The 19,082-nt window shown below is 68.0% G+C and carries 14 protein-coding genes and 4 pseudogenes; 9 read left to right on the forward strand and 9 right to left on the reverse strand.

Annotation, left to right across the window (positions count from 1 at the left end; all coding sequences use genetic code 11):
- Window positions 1-174: 174 nt before the first annotated feature.
- A complete protein-coding gene (locus tag ACIBBD_RS27805) occupies window positions 175-2,688 on the reverse strand; it encodes a tetratricopeptide repeat protein (protein WP_399422318.1) in 2,514 nt (837 codons plus the stop codon).
- 24 nt (window positions 2,689-2,712) lie between these two features.
- On the reverse strand, window positions 2,713-3,075 hold the full coding sequence (locus ACIBBD_RS27810; protein WP_399422319.1) for a hypothetical protein: 363 nt from the start codon (window positions 3,073-3,075) through the stop codon (window positions 2,713-2,715).
- Between the two features lie 124 nt (window positions 3,076-3,199).
- Here ACIBBD_RS27810 and ACIBBD_RS27815 point away from each other — a divergent pair.
- The 3 genes and pseudogenes from ACIBBD_RS27815 to ACIBBD_RS27825 form a co-directional block, all read left to right on the forward strand.
- A pseudogene (locus tag ACIBBD_RS27815) lies at window positions 3,200-3,355 on the forward strand (IS5/IS1182 family transposase); the annotation flags it as partial.
- Window positions 3,356-3,646: 291 nt separating this feature from the next.
- Window positions 3,647-4,249 (forward strand): TetR/AcrR family transcriptional regulator, encoded by a 603-nt coding sequence (locus tag ACIBBD_RS27820; protein ID WP_399422320.1) that lies wholly within the window; start codon window positions 3,647-3,649, stop codon window positions 4,247-4,249.
- A gap of 80 nt (window positions 4,250-4,329) precedes the next feature.
- A complete protein-coding gene (locus ACIBBD_RS27825; protein ID WP_399422321.1) occupies window positions 4,330-5,532 on the forward strand; it encodes an MFS transporter in 1,203 nt (400 codons plus the stop codon).
- Between the two features lie 408 nt (window positions 5,533-5,940).
- Here ACIBBD_RS27825 and ACIBBD_RS27830 read toward each other — a convergent pair whose 3' ends face one another.
- Complete coding sequence (locus ACIBBD_RS27830; protein WP_399422322.1) at window positions 5,941-6,639, reverse strand: SDR family NAD(P)-dependent oxidoreductase; 699 nt, start codon at window positions 6,637-6,639, stop codon at window positions 5,941-5,943.
- Between the two features lie 114 nt (window positions 6,640-6,753).
- Here ACIBBD_RS27830 and ACIBBD_RS27835 point away from each other — a divergent pair, with 114 nt between their 5' ends.
- Both ACIBBD_RS27835 and ACIBBD_RS27840 read left to right on the forward strand, forming a co-directional pair.
- Window positions 6,754-7,620 (forward strand): helix-turn-helix transcriptional regulator, encoded by an 867-nt coding sequence (locus ACIBBD_RS27835; protein ID WP_399422323.1) that lies wholly within the window; start codon window positions 6,754-6,756, stop codon window positions 7,618-7,620.
- Between the two features lie 51 nt (window positions 7,621-7,671).
- Window positions 7,672-7,879, forward strand: a pseudogene (locus ACIBBD_RS27840) (hypothetical protein); the annotation flags it as partial.
- Between the two features lie 608 nt (window positions 7,880-8,487).
- Here ACIBBD_RS27840 and ACIBBD_RS27845 read toward each other — a convergent pair.
- The gene (locus tag ACIBBD_RS27845) at window positions 8,488-9,363 is read right to left on the reverse strand and encodes an alpha/beta fold hydrolase (RefSeq protein WP_399422324.1); all 876 of its coding nucleotides are present in this window, start codon (window positions 9,361-9,363) and stop codon (window positions 8,488-8,490) included.
- Between the two features lie 918 nt (window positions 9,364-10,281).
- A complete protein-coding gene (locus tag ACIBBD_RS27850; protein WP_399422325.1) occupies window positions 10,282-10,857 on the reverse strand; it encodes a CGNR zinc finger domain-containing protein in 576 nt (191 codons plus the stop codon).
- Between the two features lie 205 nt (window positions 10,858-11,062).
- Between ACIBBD_RS27850 and ACIBBD_RS27855 the strand changes: the two genes are divergently transcribed.
- Window positions 11,063-11,686 (forward strand): LysE family translocator, encoded by a 624-nt coding sequence (locus tag ACIBBD_RS27855; RefSeq protein ID WP_399422327.1) that lies wholly within the window; start codon window positions 11,063-11,065, stop codon window positions 11,684-11,686.
- A 117-nt stretch (window positions 11,687-11,803) separates the two neighbouring features.
- Here the strand turns inward: ACIBBD_RS27855 and ACIBBD_RS27860 are convergent, their stop codons facing one another.
- Window positions 11,804-12,208, reverse strand: coding sequence for a type II toxin-antitoxin system PemK/MazF family toxin (locus ACIBBD_RS27860; protein WP_399422430.1), 405 nt, complete (start codon window positions 12,206-12,208; stop codon window positions 11,804-11,806).
- Between the two features lie 237 nt (window positions 12,209-12,445).
- On the opposite strand from ACIBBD_RS27860, the gene ACIBBD_RS27865 reads away from it, so the two are divergent.
- Window positions 12,446-13,465, forward strand: a complete 1,020-nt coding sequence (locus ACIBBD_RS27865; protein ID WP_399422328.1) for an IS701 family transposase — start codon at window positions 12,446-12,448, stop codon at window positions 13,463-13,465.
- Between the two features lie 690 nt (window positions 13,466-14,155).
- On the opposite strand, the pseudogene ACIBBD_RS27870 reads toward ACIBBD_RS27865, so the two are convergent.
- Window positions 14,156-14,308 (reverse strand): annotated as a pseudogene (locus ACIBBD_RS27870) (IS5/IS1182 family transposase); the annotation flags it as partial.
- Between the two features lie 928 nt (window positions 14,309-15,236).
- On the opposite strand from ACIBBD_RS27870, the gene ACIBBD_RS27875 reads away from it, so the two are divergent.
- Together ACIBBD_RS27875 and ACIBBD_RS27880 are read left to right on the forward strand one after the other, a co-directional pair.
- Window positions 15,237-15,878, forward strand: coding sequence for a superoxide dismutase (locus ACIBBD_RS27875; RefSeq protein WP_399422329.1), 642 nt, complete (start codon window positions 15,237-15,239; stop codon window positions 15,876-15,878).
- 755 nt (window positions 15,879-16,633) lie between these two features.
- The gene (locus ACIBBD_RS27880) at window positions 16,634-17,671 is read left to right on the forward strand and encodes a hypothetical protein (protein ID WP_399422330.1); all 1,038 of its coding nucleotides are present in this window, start codon (window positions 16,634-16,636) and stop codon (window positions 17,669-17,671) included.
- 90 nt (window positions 17,672-17,761) lie between these two features.
- Here the strand turns inward: ACIBBD_RS27880 and ACIBBD_RS27885 are convergent.
- Window positions 17,762-17,870, reverse strand: a pseudogene (locus ACIBBD_RS27885) (IS5/IS1182 family transposase); the annotation flags it as partial.
- 418 nt (window positions 17,871-18,288) lie between these two features.
- Window positions 18,289-19,080 carry a GvpL/GvpF family gas vesicle protein gene (locus ACIBBD_RS27890; protein WP_399422331.1) on the reverse strand — a complete coding sequence of 264 codons (792 nt, stop codon included), beginning with the start codon at window positions 19,078-19,080 and terminating at the stop codon, window positions 18,289-18,291.
- Window positions 19,081-19,082: the final 2 nt, after the last annotated feature.

The following is a 19,082-nucleotide window of genomic DNA, read 5'->3' on the forward strand; positions in this document are numbered from 1 at the left end:
TTCATCGTTGCCGGGCCGCCGGGGTGACTGCCGTCTTCGACGCCCGGTCAGACGGCGGTGACGCACGCTTTGTACACGCAGCCCGCGTGCTTGCCGAGGAGTCGGGCGAAACCAGGGAGTTCTCGGGATCCGATGTCGCCCGGCGCCGATCCCGCCGCGGCTTACCGATCTTGCTCATTGCTCGGTCGGCTGATGATCAGCCGAGCCGCCCGCCTCGCGCCAGTGGGCGAGACGCTCCCGAGCCCAGAGGGTAGAAGCACTTTCTGCCCCGCGTAGCCGGAGTAAGCGGTCTGACAAATCTGTATAAGTGGCCACGGCTCCCTGCACATTCCCTGCTTGGGCCTGCCACTCGGCCATGTCGGCGAGCGTGTCCAAGGTATCCGGATGGTCGGGGCCCAGTACTCGCTCCTGATCGGCTAGGACATGCTGGAAGTCGACCACAGCCTCCGCCGCATCGCCTGCCCGAGCGCGTAGAAGGGCGAGGTCGCGCCCAACACGCAGCGTGTGCTGGTGGTCAGGGCCGAGCACCCTTCGGCGATCAGCCAGCAGCTCCGTCAGGGCGGCTGCCGCTTCAGTGGTATTTCCTGTACGGGCGTGAAACCGCGCGATGTTAGCCCGTATCGACAGGGTCTCTGGATGGTCAGGACCCAGCACTCTCAGCGCTTCCGGCAACAATTGGGCGGACGCTGAGATAGCGGCCACGAGGTCTCCCGCCTCTGCCGTCCACCGAATCTGTCTGGCCCAAGCACTGAGTGTGTGCGGGTGGTCGGGGCCCAGCACTCGCCGGCGGTCGGCCAGCAGGTCTGCGAAGGCGGCTGCGGCTCCGGCTGCATCTCCCGCAGTGCCGCGCCACCGCCCCAGGTTGGCTCGCAACGTCAACGTGTCTGGGTGGTCAGCGCCCAGTACACGTAGCGCGTCCGGGAGCAGCCGCTCGCACTCGGCCGCAGCCGCCACCGCATCTCCTGTCTCGCCCAGCCACCGAGCCAGATGCGCCCGCGTTGTCACGGTGTCGCTGTGGTCGGCACCGAGGAGTCGCAGCGTGTCTTGCTGCAGCTGGTCGAACGCGGCTGCGGCTCCGGCTGCGTCCCCTGCTTCACCCTGCCACCGGGCAGCGTGACGACGGGCATCCAGGGTGCTGCGGTGGTCGAGGCCAAGGTGATGGGCAGTTGCTTTCACCAGGTACGCGAAGTAGTTGGCTGCGGCTGCCACCTGGCCGGCTTCGGCGAGGCTTCGGCCAGCGCGGAAGAGCACTTCATGCGCTCCGTCACTGTCGTACAACGCCTGCTCGGCGTGGCTGGTGAGCGCGTTGGTGTTGGCGCGCAGGGCTTGGGCGAGGGTGGTGTCGCGCTCGATGTCGGGCCAGGCGTGGATGAGGGCGTCGGCGGCGGCGCGGGCGGTCTGGTCGTGCTGGTCGGGAGTGAGGGTGTCGCGGGTGGCGCGTTGGACGAGCTGGTGGGTGCGTACCGCCAGGCGTGGGGTGTCGGGGTCGTGGGTGATGAGGTTCAGGCGGTGCAGCACCCGCAGGGCGTCCCAGGCGTCCTGTTCGGTGACGTCGCCGTGCGGATCGTGCTCTGGGATGGTGTGGGTGCGGTGCTGGGTGAGGTAGTCCCGGGCGGGCCGGCAGTTCATCACGTCCTGGGGGATGCCGTTGGGGTCGAGCACGGCGGCGAGCTGGAGCGCCGGGCGGGCCAGACCGGCGGGGCGGAGGGCATCGGCGCGTTCGATGGACAGTGACCATGCAGCTGCGACGGTGGTGGTCTGGTCGTCCGGCAGCGTGGCGGGTTCGGGTAGCAGGCTGGCGAGGGTGGTGGTGCGGTTGGCAAGTCGGTGGCGGTAGCTGGGGCACTGCTCGTGTGTGCATGCGGGGCAGTCGATGGGGATACCGACGTCGGTGATGTAGGCAGCGGCCTGCGACAGGGCCAGCGGCAGGTAACCGAGGTCGCGGGCCAGTGCGTCGATCTGGCCTCGGTCGTCGTGCCGCCCGTACTCGGCCAGGAACGCGCTCAGGTAGGCGGCGGCCTCCTCGGGAGTGAACATTCCCAGATCAATCCGCTGCCCCGGCACGGCGACGTCACGTCGGCGGGTGGTGACCACCGTGCGGCCGTGCGGATTGTTCGGGGGCCACAGTCCTCTCACGTCGCCGGGGTCGGCGACATCGTCCAGGACGACCAGCCACCGGCAGGCCGGTTCGTGACCTGGCGGCCGGGGCTCCAGCCATCTCAGGAATGCCTGGGCGGATCGCTCGGGATCACCGGGTTGGGCGGCAAGGAGCTCCTCGGAGGCCTGCGCGTAGGCGGAGATGAGGGCGGACCTGCTGCTGGCGTCGGCCCAGACCAGCACGTCCAGCTCGCCCGCCTTCCATGCCTGCCGGGCGTAGTGGGCGGCGAGCTGGGTCTTGCCGACGCCGCCGGTGCCCCGCAGCACCTGGCACAGCACCGCCGTGCCGCCGCCTGACACCGCGGCCCTCAGCTGTTGTGCCTCGTCTCGTTTCTGGAAGACTGCCGCTTCGCGAGGGAGGACGCCGACCTGGTGCGGCCACGGGACCGGCTCCCGGCCGTGCACGTCCACCTGCACAGTGGCCTGGACGGTGGTGATGTCGCCGCTGTTGTATCCGCTGATCGACACCCCTGCCGGCCCGGAAGTCGCAGACCCCGTGTCCCGGACCTCGACACGCCGCCATCCCGCCATGCCGCCCCCTCCTGATGCCCTGGGCTACTTCTCGCTGTACCCGCTGATGGCGTCGCCGTCTCCCGTGGCCTCAGCAGCGCCAGTCCGCTCCACGGTTACGGCGGCTGCCGTGCCACTTCCGTGGTAACCCGTGAGTGCCTTGCCCGTGCCTGCTGCCCTGGCTGCACCGGTGTCGCGCACGACGATGCCTGATCGGCCGGCGCCAGGGAGCGCTGCCCAGGTGCCAATGCCGACCGCTGCCACACCTGCGAGAGCGGACGCCACTGTCGCGATCCGGCTTGCCGTCTCCCACTGGGAGACGGCGAACACCCACCCCAGGACAGCGACCACCACGCACGTCACGACCAACACCACGCGCCTAATCGTCATCTCATCATCGTTGCTCAAGGCGCAGGCGAGGGGAGGGCGTTTTCGGCTCTCGGTGTCTATTGTCCGATGGCCTTGGAACTCTCCACGTCATGATCTTCGAGGTGGTTGGATCGCTGCGAGACTGGTGACCCGGGGGTGCCGGGTGGCGCGGCCGAAGCCGTGGGACGTCGAAGACGAGCTGTGGGCGGTGACCGAGCCGCTGTTGCCGAAGGTGGAGCGTCGGGTCCGGCACCCCGGGCGCAAGCGGCATCCGGACCGGCTGGTGTTCCACGGCAACCTCTTCGTGCTACACGGCGGTGAGTCCGTCTTCGGGCAGCCGCACTGACCCTATTCGGAGTCCATCGCCAGGGGCGCGTGGAAGCCGGAGATGGCCGGTGACGCGGAGCAGGTCGGCGACTGCGGCGTTATTTCGGTCTACGGGCTTCTTGCTGCGTTCTGCTGGTATGGGGCAGTCGGTGTGGTTGTCACGGACAGCCCTGGGCCGATGGCCAGATGTGTTCCTCCGGCACCGGCCACGCCGTAAGGCCCGGTGGGGGGCGCATCCAGAGGGGTATTGCAACGGATGGTCCAAAACGGCTAAGGTCACGCCATGGCCCGACCGAGGACGTTCGACGAGGAAGGTGCCCTGGATGCGGCGATGCGCACGTTCTGGAAGAAGGGCTACGAGGCCACCTCCACCCAGGACTTGTGTGACGCCACCGGACTGGGGCGCAGCAGCATTTACAACACGTTCAAGAGCAAGCACGACCTCTTCGAGCGCGTGCTGGCCCGCTACATCGACTCCATGACGACCGCACAGCTGGCCGTCCTTGAGGACACCCGGCACAGCGCCGCTGACCGGCTGCGCACCCTGTTCGCCATGGTCGTCGACGGTGAGACAAAGACGGAACATCGGACGGACGGGCGTGGCCTCGGCTGTCTGACCGTGAACACCACGGTCGAGCTGGCCGCCCGGGATCCCCGGGCAGCGGAAATGCTGGACCGTGACACTCGGCGTCGGCTGACGGCACTGCGCGCGGTGCTCGAGGAGGGGCAGCGGGAGGGCAGCATCACCTCCCCCCGCGACGCCGGATCGCTTGCCCGCTTCGTCAACGCGGCGATCGGCGGCATGCGCATCTCCAGCCAGGGTGGTGCCGACCGGGCCGCGCTGGAGTCGATCGCCGAAGTCACCATGGACGCACTCACCGGCTGACGGCGTACGCCGCCGGGGGTCGCGTCCCCGCCTGTCCAAGTTTTGGACCGTTCAATGCAAAACCGGAAGGAGATCGAACCGTGCCTCGTGCCGTATACGTCCTGGCACTCGGCATCTTCGCCATGGTGACCAGTGAGTTCGTGGTCGCCGGCCTGATGCCGCAGATGGCCGACGGACTGAACGCGACCATCCCTCAGATCGGCTACCTCATCACCGCGTTCGCAGTGGCCATGGCCGTCGGGGGCCCGTTCCTGACCGTGGCCCTGATGAAGTTCCCACCGCGTACGGCGCTGATGGCGCTGTTCGGCATCTTCCTCGCCGGAAACGTACTCGCCGCCACCGCGACCGGCTACGGCACGATGATGGCCGCGCGGATCATCACCGGCATCGCCTCCCAGGCGTTCTTCGGCGTGGCCATCTCGATGTGCGCCCAGATCACCCGCCCCGAGATCCGGGGCCGCGCGATCGCCGTCGCGATGAACGGCCTCATGCTCGGCACCCTGCTCGGACTGCCCATCTCCACGCTGGTCGGCGAGCGTTTCGGCTGGCGTGCCGCGTTCTGGACCATCACCCTGATCACCGTGGTGGCGGCCGGGACCACGCTGTTCGGCGTGCCCCGCATCGAACGCGCGGAGAGCAGCGGCGGCTTGCGCCAGGAGGCCGGCGTCTTCAGGAAACCCAAGATGTGGCTGGTGCTGTCCAGCAGCACACTGATCATCGGCGCCACCTTCTCCGCCTTCAGCTACTTCAACCCCATCCTCACCGACGTCACCGGCTTCTCCACCGGCACCGTTCCCCTGCTTCTCGTCGCCTACGGTGCCGCCACCGTCATCGGCAACAACGTCGTCGGCCGTTTCGCCGACGGGCACACCGTCCCCGTCCTTGTCGTCGGCCTCGTCCTCAACGCGCTGTTCCTGACCGGCTTCGCCCTCTTCGCCGACGTACCCGCCCCGGCCGTCACCTGCATGATGGGCATCGGCCTGGTCGGCGTCACCATGAACCCGGCCATGGTCACCCGCGTCCAGCGAACCGGCAACGCAGGCCCCCTGGTCAACACCGTGCACTCCTCCTTCATCACCCTCGGCATCATCCTCGGCTCCTCCATCGGCGCCGTTGTGATCGAAACCTGGGGCCTGCGCGCTCCGCTCTGGCTCGGCGCTGTCTTGGCGCTGGTCGGCCTGGCCACCGTCCTGCCCGACCTCGCCCGCCGCACCACCCCGGCTACCGGCCCGGCCCCCTTGTCCGTCCCTGCCCGACGAAGGGAACGAGTTCGCACCCGCTGATCAGTCGGCAAGGTAGCGACAGCAGATGACGGCTGCGGCAATCGCAGGAACAGCAACGAAGTGCTCGGCATTGCTCTCGTGACGACCATCTGGGCATGAGGATGGAAGCCGTGGATGTCGAGGACGTCGCGGGGGCGGCCGGCCGCGGAGCCACTCGCGGACGTCCTCGACGTCGCGGACCGCTCGGGATACGGGCCGTACCTGCCGATCGGCAGGTACGGCCCGACGAACTTCCGCTCTTCCTCCGTCAGTTGCGCCCGGGGCATGCAAGAAGATCTACCGGTCCGGCCCCGCCGGGAGGGCGAACCGCAGATCGATCAGGACGGAAGCTGCGCCTTGGGGCACCCCAATACCGCAATGACTTCCCGATGTCCGTCGCCTTCAATGGCAGATCCGGCGCGGCCGGTGTCAGGACCAGGCGATCTCACCGTGGCGGGAGACGAAGCGTCCGCTGCCGGCACCGGGCTCCTCGGTGGCGAGGTGGACGATCGCGTCCGTGCCCTCGGTGACGGTTTGGGGGCCGCTGTGACCGTTGAGGTCGGTCGCGGTGTAGCCGGGGTCGGCAGCGTTGACGCGGATGCCCTTGAGCCCCTTGGCGTACTGCGTGGTCAACATCGTCAGCGCTGCCTTCGAGGAGGTGTACAGCGGCGCGACGACGTGCGACTCGGGTCGGCCGAGGTCGTGGGTGAGGGCGAGGGAGCCCATGCCGCTGCTGACGTTGACGATCACAGGGTCGTCCGAGCGGCGCAGCAGCGGCAAGAACGCGGTGGTGGTGCGGATGACGCCGATGACGTTGACGTCGAGGACGGCGAGGGCGTCGGCGGCGGTGAGGTCGCTGGGGTCACCGACGGGACCGTGCACACCAGCGTTGTTGATCAGGACGTCGATCCTGCCCTCGTGTTCGGCGACGTTCGCGGCCGCGGCGGCCACGGACGCGTCGTCGGTCACGTCGATGGGGACATGGCGTGCGCCGAGCGCAGCGGCGGCTTCCTCGCCCTGCTCGCGGTTGCGCGCTCCGACGAGCACGGTGTGGCCGCACTCGATCAGGCGGCGGGCGGTCTCGCGGCCGAGTCCTTTGTTGGCTCCGGTGATGAAGGTGATGGTCATGCGTTCGACTCTGAAGCCGATGAGGGAGGCGGACCAGGGACGCTTCGACGGTAGGAAGACCAGTACCACCCTCGCGCCCCCCAGCACGACCAGGGATGCAGGAGGATGGGGTTCATGTCGACGACACCCGGAACCGGACTGGGCGCGATGCTCCGCACGTGGCGGGAACGGCTGCCCCCATCGGCCGCCGGGCTGCCGACGGCCCGCGGGCGCCGGGCTGCCGGGTTGCGACGCGAAGAACTGGCTGACCTGGCCGGGATATCGGTCGACTACGTCGTGCGCCTCGAACAGGGGCGGGCCACGACACCCTCAGCGTCGGTGGTGGCGTCCCTGGCCCGCGCCCTGCAACTGTCCACCGCCGAGCGGGACCACCTGCACCGGCTTGCCCAGCTCGTACCGCCGGCGGACGGTGCGATCTCTGACCATCTCCCACCCGGGGTGCAACGGGTGCTCGCCCGCCTCGGGGACGTGGCGGTGGCCGTGTTCGCGGCGGACTGGCAACTGGTGTGGTGGAACCGCGGGTGGGCCGCCCTTCTGGGCGATCCCTCCGCCTCGCCACCGCGGCTGCGCAACTTCGCCCGTGACAGGTTCCCGGTGGACGCCGGCCCCGCCCACCTCGCGCTGTGGCCAGTGACCGAGGCGGACCGCGACACCACTGACGCCGCCGTCGTCTCCGACCTGCGCCGCGCCACCGGCCGCTTCCCCCAGGACAGCCGCTTGGCCGCGCTGATCCATGATCTGAACGCGGGCAACAGAAGGTTCGCCGAGCTGTGGGTGACCGGAGAGGTGGCCGCGCACCGCGAGGACCACAAGACGATCGACCACCCGTCGGTGGGCCCGGTCACGGTGGACTGCGACGTCCTGACCGACGGCGACTCCGAGCTCAAGATCGTCATCATGACCGCCGTGCCCGGCAGTGAAGACGAGACCAAGCTCCGGCTCACCGCCATCGCCGGCCCACCGGCCACCACTCACAGCTGATCCCACCTACGCGTCGATCGACCGGCCGCCTGTGCGTGGTGAGCGCCGAAACACGATGCCGACCTCGACGGGGAAAGGAACACCGTCGAGCGCCTGATCAACGAGTTGAAAGCCTGGCGGGGTACCCGCCGCGACCGAGGCGAACTGGGCGCCGATGGAGGCCTCGGAGATCGCCACCCGCTTCTACGAGACCCCCGAGAGCTACCTCGCCGGCCTTCATCTCCGCGCCTCCATGATCTGGATCAAGGGCCTCACGTGAACCGCTTGTTCACGACTCGCTACGCACCCTGGGGGCAGGTCGCCCAGCCCCTCGCTGCCATCGCGCCCGAGGTCGTCCCGGGCCTGCGAGAGGCGCTGCAGGAACAACTCAAGCCGGTGGGAGGTGTCGGCGAAGAGGTTGATGTTGAACCCTTTCGAGTACGACGCCATTGAAGGCCGGCGGTGAACACCACTTGCTGTCCGTGCGGGCGATCTCGCCGCCCACCTTGGCGCGGGCGGTGTCCAGGCTCTTGTCCGTGCCGGAGGCGGGGACGGTGAACGTCATACGGGCGTTGCTCTAGAAGACCGATGAAGATGTTGGGTTCTGGCCCTGCCGCGTGAGCGGCAGGGCCGGACTCGTCGTGTGGCGATGGGTGAGTACAGCTTCTTCAGCCGGAGCAGGACCTCTTCCACGGCGCCGAGCTGTCGGCCCGACCGTCGTGACCACGGCTCCTTGCAGGACCACTTCGGGTGCCGCCCGGAAGCGCTGCACCGTCACTCAGAATGGCCGTGTCACATGTTCACACTTCGGGAGGCGTCGGCGCAGAGCGCCATTCGATTCCCGGTCCCGCCGGTTGGTCGCGGTGGGGCTGCTCGGTTCCACCATCGTCACCGGAGGTGGGCCAGCAAGGTGCGCAGAACGGCCTCGGCGTGTGTCCAGAGCAAGGATCCCGCAGCGGCGGGAAGCAGGTGCCGGGTCGCGGCCGGGATCATCCGGGCGAGCGATTCACCCAGATCCGGAGAGTGGACCGGGCTGGTGTCCCGCTGTCCGTACCAGAGGTCGACCGGGACGGCGATGCTGGCGGGGTCGAATGGCCAGCGGCCCATCGCCAGCACGGTGTCGCGGGCATAGCCCGCTGGGCCCTGACTGAATGCCTCCTCCATCGCACGCCGGAAGGCGTGCTGGAAGACCGGGTCGGTGTAGACCGCGCGATCGGCCTCGGGGCTCGTCGTGATGATCAGATCCCACAGTGTGTCGGCGCTTCCGAAGCCGGCGAAGGAAGCCTCAGCCGCGTCGGGATCGGCTGCGACGGCGTCCACCATCTCCCTCACCTGCGGGGTCAGGGAGTGGGCGAAGCGAGGATGGGCGAGTTCGTCGCTGCCGGACACCACTGCGACCGCGTTCACCAGGCCGTTGGCCGCCAGGGCGAGGGCGAACGGCGCCCCCTGCGAGAACCCCACCGCCGACGGAGCTCGCAAGGCCCGCTCCTGGATGAGGTGCCGGATGTCGGTGGCCCAGCTGGTCAGGGTCCGGCCGGGAGCCGGGTCGGAGGCGCCGAGACCGGGCCGCTCCACGCTGATGAGCCGGATCCCGGCCGAGTCGACGACGCCGCCGCCGAAACCGAGCCACCTGCTGGTGGCCGCCCCCGGGCACAGCAGCACCGGGGTGCCGTCGGCCGGCCCCCATTCCGCCCAGCCCAGAAGTCGACCATCCAGCAGCCGGGTTCGTCCGAGCCGCGCTGGTGCCTGTACGCCGTAGTCCATGATCCCCATTGTCCCCTGCCCACCTCCCTGGCTGCCGTCCCCCACCGGCGGAGGCAGCCATGGGTGGAACAGCTCTCGACGCTGCGGAGCCCATGCTGCTCGAATCGACCGACACGCTTCAGTGCCTCCCGAAGCGGTGAACTCTGCTGCCCGCCCTCATGACCAAAGCCACGCCCGGGTCCCAGTGGTCGCGGGCCATCCCCGTGCGTGCAGGGAGCAGGAGGGGCCTGACTCAGAATCAGGAGGATGGGGGGGACCATCCCCGCGCGCGCAGGGAGCGGGGACCTGGGAAAGGCTGATCGACGATGAACAGGAAACATCCCCGCGTTCAGCGAACCGAACACACACGGGTTGGGAGTTGGGCAGGTGGTGGGGGAGGTCAGTTCAGAGGAGCGCCTACCCGTTGGCGATCAGTTGGCGCCCTGTTCTACTTCGCGCTTGATGACTGCGGTCCATGTCTTCGTTGGCATGGTGATCGGGACACTGCTCGTGGCACGGCGAGCTCGGCGGACAGCTGCTAGCTGCGGCAGGGGAAGCAGTCTTCTTGCCGGCTGGGGCCAACCGGGCGGACGAGGGACGCCGATACAGCCTTGACCGGGTGCGAGCCGGAAGCGAGTTCCGATGGGGAGCCTCGCTGGTCGTGGGCGCGGCTGCGCGAACTCCCGACAGACCTGCGCCATGTCCGCGCACGCCATACGACATTCGGCGCAATGCGGTGGATTTCGACGGGCGTGCTAGTGATCGGGTGTGACTCCTGTGGACGCCGGTACGGCGTGGGCCCGCACGCAGCAGGCGGTGCGGGTTGTGGAGATGATCCGGCAGGTGCCCCGGACTTGTCGAAGCCTTGGCGGTCGTCTCATGTGGCGCCTGCGCCAGCGGACGAGGGGACCGACGAAGCCGGTGAGCGCATGGAAGTGGTCAGTCGGCAAGGCTTGAGCTATTACGCTTGTTGGCGAGGAAGCGTGCCTTCTTCTCGCGATTTCCACACGTATTCATGTCGCACCATTTCCGTGTGCCGCCTCGGCTGGTGTCCAGGAAAGCGGCTCGGCACGTGGGCGATGCGCACAAGGAGATTTTTCCCTCTCGCTCTCCCGCAAGGAGACTGATCGCATCGGCAGCGATCACGCTGAGCGCATCTTCTACGGAAGAAGAGCTCAGCCGCCATTTCCGGCCACCCTCGGACGTCAAGATCGCCGAGGCCAGACCCTGAGTGCTGCAGTCATTGATGACTTGGACGGCTGAAGAAGGAAGCGGGTTCTGGTTTGCGACGGCGGTGGCAGCTGCATGAATCGATTCCCTTAGCTCTCGAGCCCGGTCGAGCTGGGACTGGGTGCAGGAGTCGACCGCGAGTCCATTGACTGCCAGCCAGTCTGCGAGCCGAGAGGGTACAGGAATTCGCTCCAGTGTTTCACCGTAACGCTCTGACAGGGTTCCCGTGAAGCTGGTCGCCAGTACTTTACCCAGGCGAAACTCAGGGAAATAAACAGTAGCCACGGAACCACCTTAGCCGGTTGCCGCCCGAAGCGCAAACATGTTAGAACCTCCATAGGTGGTTCTGTGTCGGCTCGGGGATGTCATGGAATCCTCCAAGGTCAGCAGCAGATTACCGGCCACCGACTGGGGCGACTCGGCGCCGATCGATCACTGTCGGCGCCGAGGGGCTCCTGGCACGCCACGCGAAAGCCGGAGGTAGTTGACGATGGTGGATTTAGCGGTACTGCCGAGCTACATTGCTGTGATTATGCTCTTTCTCGCTCCGCCCGGGCCTGATATGGCTTACATGCTCGCAGTCGGCCTTGAAGGTGGTCGCCTGTCCGCGCTGAAAGCCATCCTCGGTATAGGGACAGGTATGAGTGTCTATGCCGCCGCCGTCGTTGCCGGGATGGGGGAGATCGCCCGATCGCACCCATCGGTGCTTGATGCGGTGAGAATACTGGGTGCAGCGTATCTGCTGTGGTTGGCGTACGTGACAATGCGAAGTGCCCGTCGTGCGATCAACGGACACGGCGATATCGCGACAGGTAGGTGGTATCTGAGAGGAGTGTTGGTCAGCCTGGCGAATCCGAAAATAATTATCTTTTACCTCGCGGTGCTCCCGCAGTTCATAGGGAGTGCAGAAAATCCCGAACTGCAGATGACCGTTCTCGGTGCAATCAACGTCCTGATGGAGGTAATCCTTTACGGGTGCATTGGAGTGTTGGCGGGATTTTTTCATGCACGACTCACCGGCTCAACAAAAGCGACGGCTGTGCTGAGTTATGCTGCGTGCGCCGTTTATGTTGTGCTGGCAGCGGCGATCACTGTCGAGATTCTCCTGGCCTAATAATCCAGCCGTAGATCGTGATCTCGATGGTGAGGGGCGTCGAGGCGGCAGGTGTCCAGCGTGGATCATCTCGCCCGAGATCGCCCATGCCGTCGCGGGCGTCGGCTCCTTCTCCGTCTACCCGAGTTCACCGCGCCGGAGGGCGTCCCTTATCTCGCTGAGCTTCGCGGTCGTTGCCGGGGTCCGCTCCTGTGCTCGTTCAGCGAGTCGGAGGGCATCGTCGATCTCGTTGAGCTTCCTGGAGGACAGGACGGCCGCCCGCTCTATCAGATCGTCCCGGGACACGGTGGTCAGCCACGTGCACGGGGTGAAGCCTGGACGCGGGAACGCGAGCCGCAGCACGCCTTCGAGCGGCAGCCCTTCACCGGCGCCGACCGTCACTTCGATGCCCAGACCGCTGATGTCGAGGCCCGCCGGAGCGACGACCTGCATCACCTGGAACCCGGACGCGTCGTCTCCTGACAGCAGTACGACCAACCTCCGCTCGTCGAACTGGACCCACCAGACTTCGCCACGCTGCACAAGCCCTCCGATACACAGGACGGCAGGCTGACGCTGCGCGACCTGACGCGGTGTGGAGACGGGTGCGGCCACCGTTGATCATCGGTGTGTGAAGACAAACGATCACGCGGTGGCTGCAGTTCACAGCGTAGACCCTGCCTGCTGGCAGGAGGCGTTCGAGGGCATGCTGAGCCGGATAGCGGGACGCTTCACACGGTCGAATCCCGACGCCGGGCCCGGAAGTTGGTACTCGGCCTGTTGTCGGATCTGCCGCGCAAGAACTGCTGGACCATCGCCGAGTGGGCCGGGGACAGGACCCCGGACGGCATGCAGCACCTGCTCGGGAGGGCGAAGTGGGATGCCGACCAGGTCCGCGACGAGGTGGGTGACTATGTGGTGGAGCATCTGCACGACGACGAGGCGGTGCTGGTGGTCGACGAGACCGGCGACGTGAAGAAGGGCACCGACACCGTTGGAGTCCAGCGGCAGTACACCGGCACCGCGGGCAGGATCGAGAACGCCCAGGTCGCCGTCTACCTGGTCTACGCCGGCCGCCGCGGGCACGCCGCAGTGGACCGGGAACTCTGTGTTCCGCGTTCCTGGACCTCCGATCCCGACCGCTGCCGGGCCGCCGGCCTCGGTGACGATACGGAGTTCGCGACCAAGCCGGAGATGGCCGCTCGCATGGTCACCCGATTCCTCGACGCCGGCCATCGGGCCGCCTGGGGCGCGGGAGACGAGGTACGGCGGCATCCCGAGGTTGCGCACCGCGCTGGAGGAACGCGGCACCGGCTACGTCCTCGCGGTGGGCTGCTCGCACGAAGTCACCACAGGCGCCGGGAGGTTTGCGCCGACATGTTGGCCAGGAAGGTGCCCAAGAGGGCCTGGCAGAAGCTGTCCGCAGGGGCCGGAGCCAAGGGCCACCGCTTCTACGACTGGGCCGTCATCGACCTCACCGATCCCCGGCCCGGGAGCCGGCAGCTGCTGATCCGCCGCAACCGCAGCACCGGCGAACGTGCCTACTACCGCTGCTACTCGCCTGCCGCAGTGCCGCTGACCACCCTGGTGCGCGTCGCTGGATCAAGGTGGCGGGTCGAGGAGTCTTTCCAGTCCGGCAAGGGCCTGGCGGCCCTGGACGAGCACCAGGTCCGCCGCTACCGGTCCTGGTCCCGCTGGGTCACCCTGGCCATTGCTCGCGCATGCCTTCCTCGCTGCCCTCCGCGCGAACGAACACGAGGGTCATCCCTCGCCCGACGGGCTGATACCGCTCACTTGTGACGAGATCCAGCGACTGTTCATCACGCTCGACGACCGGACCGTCTTTGCCCCTGTCCACCGACTTCGCTGGTCCGTCTGGCGTCGCCGCCACCAGGCCCGATCCCAGACCAGCCACTACCGGCGTCAAGCCCCCCAAGCATGAAGATCACGATCTACGGCTGTAGTACTGAAACTCCAGTCGCAGTTCGCTATCGCTGCTGGTCAGAGCCCTGTTTTGGAGGGCACTCGGCTGACGCCTCGTCATATGGCCTTGTGAAGGCCATCATCAGCGGGCACTGGCCTCGCCGCTGCCGATCGCCCGGGTGACCGCCGACTCGGCCTACGGCCAGGAGTGGCGGCTGCGCCGCATGCTGGAGGAAACCGGCCCTCGAGGACGCCTGGGAACGCCACTCCTGCGGGGCCGGCGCGAAGGGGCCGCGCGTCTACGACTGGGCCGCAGCCCGGCTGCCCGCCATCGACGACTTCGACGGTGATCAGCCCACCCACCAGCGCTGGGTCCTGGCCCGCCGCAGCCTGGTCCGCCCGGACGAGATGGCCTACTACCTCGCCGACACACCACCGGCGCACCGCCCAGGCGATGAACTGGTCCCACTGGCGCAGGCGCCACCAGGCCATCGCCAGACGCTGCCACTACCGACGCCGCACCCGAGGTCAATAACTCCCGCAACTTGAAGGGACATCAGCCAAGTACCTGCGCCGTCGGGGACCTCGCCGGGATCGGATCGGCGGTATGCCCTTCGCGAGCGGGATCAGCGCCTGGTTGTCGTGGACGCTGGCACCGGAGACGCCGACAGACAAGGGCAGACCGGTCCGCTTGGTGATCAGGCGGATCTTCGAGCCTGTTTCCCGCTGACCTCCCCGTCTCGGGAGGGCGGGTGGTGCCGGGGATTCGTATCCGGCGCTTCACGCGTGAAGACGTCCCCTGCGGGCGGCGGACGCTCGTCGAGCAGGTCGCGGGCCTGATCCAGCGGCCCAGCCAACGGACCGAACGCATGCGGTCGGTACCGGCCGAGGTCGGCCTCGCCCTGGCCGGTCGAGTCGGTGCCCGGCTGGCCGACGTCTTCGGGGCGATGGTCAGGCGGACTACGGTACTGCGGCTGGTCGACGCTTTCCCGGAGCCCCAGCCACGGGTGCCGCGTGGTCGGCGTCGACGAGTACGCGATGCGCAGGGGCCGTGTCTACGGGACCGTGCTGGTCGACGTCGAGACCCGCGGGCCGGTGGACCTGCTGCCGGATCGCGAGGTGGGCGCTGTCGCGGCCTGGCTGGCCCGGGCACCTGGGGATCGAGGGCGTCCGCCGGGACCGCACCCCGTTCTTCGCCGAGGGCGCCGGCATCGGGGCACCCACCGCGCTCCAGGTCGCCGACCGGCTCCGGTCGTGCACGCGGGCCGCCGCGCCGGGAGCCGGTCCGCCTGGCCCGCCAGGCGGTGAAGACCGGTTCGATCAGAGCCCGGCGCGCGTCGTAGACGTCACTGCGCTACGGACGACGAGCGCTCACACCCTGGCGGACGACCGTCAGCTCCAGTAGCCACACGAACATCCCGACCTACCAACTACCTGAATCAAATGCCCTCCACCTGTGAGGGCCTGCTCACGCCATTGCCCTTCTCGCGGGGAGCGGGGGTGTGGCTGGGCGCGAGGAGGACGTCACCTGCCGACTGCTGTTCTGCGACAGGCAAGTCCTAGGTCCAATGCCTGATCGGCAAGCTACCGCTCTTGCTGCTAGCGTGCAGCTGCATATCATTCGCAATAAGGTCGGAGGATTTTGGACATGGCGGTGTACACGCTCCCGGAGCTTCCGTACGACTACGCGGCGCTCGCCCCCGTGATCAGCCCGGAGATCATCGAGCTGCACCACGACAAGCACCACGCGGCCTACGTGAAGGGTGCCAACGACACGTTGGAGCAGCTCGCGGAGGCGCGGGACAAGGAGTCATGGGGCTCGATCAACGGCCTGGAGAAGAACCTGGCCTTCCACCTCTCCGGGCACATCCTGCACAGCATCTACTGGCACAACATGTCCGGCGACGGCGGCGGTGAGCCGCTGGAGAAGGACGGCGTGGGTGAGCTGGCGGACGCGATCGCCGAGTCCTTCGGCTCGTTCGCCAACTTCAAGGCGCAGCTGTCCAAGGCGTCGGCCACGACGCAGGGCTCAGGCTGGGGCGTCCTCGCGTACGAGCCGCTCAGCGGCCGGCTGATCGTCGAGCAGGTATACGACCACCAGGGCAACGTCGGCCAGGGCTCGACCCCCGTCCTGGTCTTCGACGCCTGGGAGCACGCCTTCTACCTCCAGTACCGAAACCAGAAGGTCGACTTCATCGAGGCCATGTGGCAGGTCGTCAACTGGCAGGACGTGGCCAAGCGTTACGCCGCCGCCAAGGAACGCGGCGACAGCCTGCTGCTCGCGCCGTGACGCCGTAGTCCGCACAGGTGTCCTGCTCGTGATCGTCTTCTCAACCATCACCGGCAGGCGGCACAAGGAAGGGCTCCCACAAGTAGGTCGCTTGTGGGAGTCCTTCTGCCGAAGAAGCCGGCGGGGGCCATCGACTGGTGTGCGGCCGTCGCGGGTGGCCACTCTTGTGTGATCGCCTCCGGTCGCAGTAGTGCTGCTTTCACTGTGGACCGCGGCACCCGGTTGGGGAAGTACCGACGTCTGATGCCCACTACGCGACGAACGGCGTCTCCGATGAACTGTTGGCGTTCCGGGCATTCGCCGTCCTGAGCACGTTCTCGTCCGCCCGGATCCTCGAGTTTGGTGATCACGGCCGGGTGGTGCCGAGCGCTCGGCACATTCGGGCCGGTCCTCGCGACTTACCACAGGCCCGCCGTCCCCCGGCTGGTGCCTCAGCTCAGCGGCAGCCGGCGCCCGCTCATTCGGCCACGGCGGCCTCGACAAGGAGGGCGTCCCCACGCACGGCGGTCCGGCGCTGTGCTCACGCACCTGTTCGGTGGAAATTCCGCAGCGGCTCCCGGCAATCAGCCAGGGGTACGGGGGTACTCGAAACGGTTGCGGTTCGCCTCAGGCAGCAGGCGCCTGGCTGGTACCGATTGTTGAGCGGCGGACCTTCGTGGTGGGTCCTGAAGCGACTCAACCACACCCATACCCGGACCCGGCTGGATCCACCGATCTGCCCAGTTCGGCACCCATGCCAGAAGGTAGGGCACGCCATGACAACGGTGACGACAGATGCGCTTGTCCCGGCGCTTGAGGACGCTCGTGATGCTCACACTGCGGTCATCGACCGTTTCCGGGCCGATATCGCCGTCCACGCCGCGGGCCCTCGACGGGAGGTTCTGGAACGCCATATGGACGACACGTACGACTGTGTCGCCCGCATCGACGGACACCTGCGTGAACTTCGCCCCGGCCGCCCGCTGCGGGACACCGCCGACCGGGTCCGCTTCACTGCCCGGGCAACCGTCCGGATGGCCGGGCTGCTGCTCGAGGTCGGTGCGGCGATCACGACCGCCATACTGCATCGTCGGAATGGGCCCAGCCCGCGCCAGTTGGTGAGACACACCGAGAACGAATACTCGATCACCGCCCGGGCGCTGGCGGCCTGCCGGGTCGGGGAGAGCATTGCCGATCAGGCGCATGACCAGGTCGCCGCCGACCTCCTCGCCACGCTGCGCCGCCAGGACGAGGAACTGCTCGCGACGCTCGAGGACCGCCTCGCTCAGCAGGCCCGGGTTACGGCGGTCGGCAGCGGCTACGGCACGCAATCCGGTGACGGCGGTCCGCCGGATGCAGCCACAGGCGTCATGCGCTCTGCCGTCAAACGGGTCCGAAAAGCCGCCGAGGGCGGTGGTCGGCAGGCTACGCGCACAGCCACAGGCGCGCTCCGCCGTATGCCGGAGGTGGACGACGACACGGTCACCAGGGAAGAGGAGCCGCCGATCCTCGGATACGAGCACTTCCGCGTCGCCGACATCGTCCAGCGCCTGCCCACGCTCTCCCAGGCGCAGCTGTCCGCGCTCGACGGCTACGAGCGGGCCCACGCCGGCCGGCCGGACATCCTGAACGCCATCGAGCAGCTACGCGGCAGCGAACCGTGGCCCGGCTACGACGCTATGATCCCCGACCGGATCACCGCCCGGCTGCAGACTGCCACCGCCGCCGAAGCTCGGCAGGTGCTGGACTACGAAAGGAGCCACCGTCGGCGCGGCACACTCATCGCCATCGCCAAGGCACGCAGCGTCGCATGACTGGCAAGCGTTGACTGTCCCAGTGCGCCTGACCCCTGCCGGAAAGCGGCCGGGGCCTGCAGCAGCGCGGCACGCACCATGGATGCGGCCCAGGTGAATCATGGCCTCAGCGGGCGGGGAGGGGCTCGTGGTCGCGGACCAGACGACCGTGGAACATCAGCCACCCGAGCGTGCGCTCCACGGTCCACCTGCGGGGGAGTGGCGCTAAGAGCTCCGAACAAAAGGGGCGCCCGGCTCACGACTCCCGGCACGCACGCTCGCCGCGTTACCGAAAGGCCCTGGTAGTTCCGCTGCGAGGACCTTCCGACGCCTTGCGATCGCACGCACCGGACGCCGCGAGCTGATCGGATTCCCCTTTTGTCCGGAGCTCTAAGCCTGCCGCGGCAGTGCGTTGGATGATCACCATGCCGATGCGGCCAGTGGTGGCGTGCTCGATGAGGTGCTGACGGCAGCCGCCGTCGACCCAGACCCTACGGAGGCCGGAGCGCGTGGCGGCGACCTGGTCGACCAGACGCGTGCCGGCGACCGAGTCCCGGGTGTGTCCCTGGGGCGGTTGATTGTCTGGACGATCAGCTGGGGTGGGACGGAAGCCGCCCGCGCACAGCGTCGCTGCCTTCTTACCTGTTCGTCGGCTGGGTCGTCGCGGCTTTGAACGCTTCCGCGGTGCCGCCTTCGGCCTGCTGGGACACGGGGGTGTCGACGAAGCTGTAGGGCGGCAGCGGGCCGTTGACGCGCAGCTCGAGATGCGGGTGCTCCTGACGGAATTCCTCGACCGCGGCCAGGAATTGCTCTGCTGAACCGCGGTCCACCAGGAAGGAGAGGTTGGCCAGCCAGCCGGTGCTCTGCGGCCCGGAGCTGACTGCCTTGGCCCTCGGCTCCAGCGTCTGCCGGAGCAGCTCCGCGTCGGTTGCCTCGCGTGCCTGGACGGCGGCGGTGATCATCTCCCCGAGCCGGATCTTCTGCTCCTGCGTGCCGCCGCCGGCCTCGCGGTTCGCTTCGGCCAGGGACCGGATGTCGTCGTGATCCGCCATGATCAGGCGGAGCACGGCCTCTTCGCCGTGGTTGGCCTTGATGTTGTACTCCGCTGCGCCGTCCAGGGCTCGCAGCCGCTCGAGGAGGTGCTCCGCACGCTCGGTGAGCACCGTGGTCACCGTGTCGTCGTCCGGAGAGGCGCTGCCGAACCGCATGGGCAGCACCACGCCGCCCTCCCCGGCTTCGGCGAGTACCCGCTGGTGTGCGAGCAGGTCACGGCGCTTAGGCCGCAGCTGGTCGGGAGCGTCGCTGACGATTGCGGCCAGCTCGCCCTGGCGCAGCACGCGTACCGGCCGCGGAGGATCGCCGATGCCGTCCAGGTCCTCGGGGAGGGAGGGGTGTGAGGCGCGGACGATCCCGTAGACGTACGTGCTCATCT

The sequence above is a fragment of the Streptomyces sp. NPDC051315 genome (genome assembly GCF_044455165.1).
Classification (GTDB): Bacteria; Actinomycetota; Actinomycetes; order Streptomycetales; family Streptomycetaceae; genus Streptomyces.

Coding starts and splice junctions, on each gene's coding strand:
- ACIBBD_RS27805 (WP_399422318.1), bottom strand. CDS start 2,688: ATGGCGGGATGGCGGCGTGTCGAGGTCCGGGACACGGGGTCTGCGACT.
- ACIBBD_RS27820 (WP_399422320.1), top strand. CDS start 3,647: ATGGCCCGACCGAGGACGTTCGACGAGGAAGGTGCCCTGGATGCGGCG.
- ACIBBD_RS27830 (WP_399422322.1), bottom strand. CDS start 6,639: ATGACCATCACCTTCATCACCGGAGCCAACAAAGGACTCGGCCGCGAG.
- ACIBBD_RS27835 (WP_399422323.1), top strand. CDS start 6,754: ATGTCGACGACACCCGGAACCGGACTGGGCGCGATGCTCCGCACGTGG.
- ACIBBD_RS27845 (WP_399422324.1), bottom strand. CDS start 9,363: ATGGACTACGGCGTACAGGCACCAGCGCGGCTCGGACGAACCCGGCTG.
- ACIBBD_RS27855 (WP_399422327.1), top strand. CDS start 11,063: ATGGTGGATTTAGCGGTACTGCCGAGCTACATTGCTGTGATTATGCTC.
- ACIBBD_RS27875 (WP_399422329.1), top strand. CDS start 15,237: ATGGCGGTGTACACGCTCCCGGAGCTTCCGTACGACTACGCGGCGCTC.
- ACIBBD_RS27880 (WP_399422330.1), top strand. CDS start 16,634: ATGACAACGGTGACGACAGATGCGCTTGTCCCGGCGCTTGAGGACGCT.
- ACIBBD_RS27890 (WP_399422331.1), bottom strand. CDS start 19,080: ATGAGCACGTACGTCTACGGGATCGTCCGCGCCTCACACCCCTCCCTC.